This is a genomic window from Virgibacillus sp. DJP39 (assembly GCF_049310925.1).
GTDB lineage: Bacteria > Bacillota > Bacilli > Bacillales > Amphibacillaceae > Virgibacillus_F.
This window is the reverse complement of record NZ_JBMERP010000155.1, coordinates 1-2,404: the sequence shown is the minus strand read 5'-3', so window position 1 is coordinate 2,404 and position 2,404 is coordinate 1. Positions and strand designations below refer to the sequence as shown.

Below are 2,404 nucleotides of genomic sequence, written 5' to 3'. Positions count from 1 at the left end.
TGTGTTTTGCAAGCAAAAAGTCGAGAATAATGCAAAGAAAAGTTGAGAACTTTGCCAGCCCTTTTTTCGGTTAGGATTGATGATTCGATAATGCATGTTTTACACGGTAACTGTCGCCAGTAAAGCTCAGGATATGAGCGTGGTGAATGATACGATCTACCAAAGCAGCGGTTAACCGCGCGTCCACAAATATTTTATTCCATTGGCTAAACTCTAAGTTAGATGTGATTACAAGGCTGCGCTGTTCATACCAATCTGATATAAGCTGAAACAGTAATTCAGCACCATCTTTGCTAAACGGAACGTAACCCATTTCATCCAAAATGATCATATTAACTTTATTAAACTTGTTGCGAAATTGTTGGTAGCGTCCTTCTCTCCAAGATTTCTCAAGCAATTCTACCAAATCGGCCACTCGATAAAAACGAACATCATACCCATTTCTACAAGCTTTCCTGCCCAATGCAGTCACAAGATGCGATTTTCCAGTTCCTGGCGCTCCAGTCAATACTAAATTCTCTTTTCTATCTATAAAATGGAGCGTTTCGAGTGCGCTTCTGTCAAGTTGTGGAGGGAATCGCACATGATCACTCCACTGATAATTTTCTAATTCCTTTTCATTCATAAACTTAGCCTTTTTGATTAATCGTTCTCCTTTTGTGGCTTCTCTTAAATCCAATTCTTCCTGTAATAGTGTTGTTAAGAACTGCTCTGGATTTTCAAATGGTATTTTCTCATACACATCTGCCAGATGTGCTAATCGTAGTGCTTTACATTTTTCACGTATTGAATTAGACATGTGACACATCCACCTTGGTTTGCCTATTTCCCGTAGGTTGAAGTGAGTCATAAATGCTCCAATTCACATCATAAGGATGCTCAATAGTGTTCTGGAATGATTCTCCTTCCACTTCCTCGATAGGCGCTAACTCATAGAATCTATCATTTATTTCCAACATGTCATACTTGGTTATGAAACTAAGAAGCCATTTAACCCGCTCTTTTCGCAGTTCCGTCGATTCAATATTTAGGTGATGGGCGATCCTTCCAGGCAAATAAGGGAAATACCGTGAATATACAATGGATCTTGGTTTTCGCATCCAATTATTTAGTATCGATTTCCATGGTATTTCTCTCGTTTTATTCATATAGGCTCGTGGCCCTTCGGAAAGTATTTCCCCATGCATCGAAACTACCTTATATCGGTCCCAATAAGTGATTAAATGTAATTTATTATAGTGATAACTATTTGGGACATGCACCGCCTGTTTATCAATGATTATTTCACCATATTTATTAGCAGTAACCGTGGATTCTTTAAATACGGGATATTCATTCTCGGGTAATGCCATGCCATATTTCTTTTCCTCTTCCATTAAATCAGCAATGATGTACCCTTTCTTATAATGTTTTCGCTGATGATCTTTTTTACTATGTTCCAGCAATAAACCGCACAAGTGAGTTAAATCTTCTATGACAGGTGACGGTGTAAAGAAATTATATCGAACATAGCCCACCTTATTTTCAACATGCCCTTTCTCATTTCCTTTTCTCGCATTGCAGGCTTGTGGCTCAAATCCATAATGGCTGCTGAAACGTTGAAAGGCATCTGTGAAAATCGTTTCCTGTCCTCGTCCTCTAGCTTGAACCACTGCAGCTGAAAGATTATCCAAGCGTAGCTTTCTTGGAACATATCCAACCTGTACAAAAAGCATTTTAATGCCTTCTAAAAAACATTCCTGATTTTCTGCAGGTAAAGGAACGACTAATCCACCATTACTATATGGGAAACTCATAATTAAACAATGAACATCCTTCACTTTCCCCTCTTGCACAATCTCTGTGACGCCAAAGTCTACCTGGGCCTCCGCAGGTGGATGTGTTAGTCTTTCTGCTTCTTCTTTTATTTCATCAGACTCATCTAACACCTTATCTTTCCACTCTTTCACATAGACGCATACCGTCCGGTATGAACCCGGAAAACCCAATTTCTGTAGCTGTTCAAAAATGTTTTTATTATTTCTTCTTAATTTCTTTTTAAGCGCATAGTCTTCTGTTAACCAATCCGATACAATTTCACCCCACTTTTCTTCATACATCATTCCTCTCTTTTTTGTATCTCTTTCTTTCGGTAACTGATCCTCATCCGCATATTTCTTGACCGTTTCCCAACAAAAACCAGTACGTTTTACAATCTCGTTGATTGATAGTGATTTAATATTCCTTAATTTTTTGATATGATGAATTTCAGGCATTGCCAGCATTCCTTTCATTACTCCCATCATTAACAGTTTAGTCGCTATTAACGATAGGGTTTTTTGATCGGGCTGGCAAGCCTTTTTTATTTGTGCAACCTTCTAAGATTTTGGTTGCAATACTCTCTACTTTTATTATGCATTAAACA

The 2,404-nt window shown here is 38.1% G+C and carries 2 protein-coding genes; both read right to left on the bottom strand.

What is annotated here, in order from left to right:
* Positions 1-70: 70 nt before the first annotated feature.
* Positions 71-799 (bottom strand): IS21-like element helper ATPase IstB, encoded by a 729-nt coding sequence (gene istB, locus ACOI1D_RS21340; protein WP_422504201.1) that lies wholly within the window; start codon positions 797-799, stop codon positions 71-73.
* The gene (gene istA / locus ACOI1D_RS21335) at positions 792-2,282 is read right to left on the bottom strand and encodes an IS21 family transposase (RefSeq protein ID WP_422504200.1); all 1,491 of its coding nucleotides are present in this window, start codon (positions 2,280-2,282) and stop codon (positions 792-794) included. The genes istB and istA overlap by 8 nt, the downstream gene beginning before the upstream one ends.
* Positions 2,283-2,404: the final 122 nt, after the last annotated feature.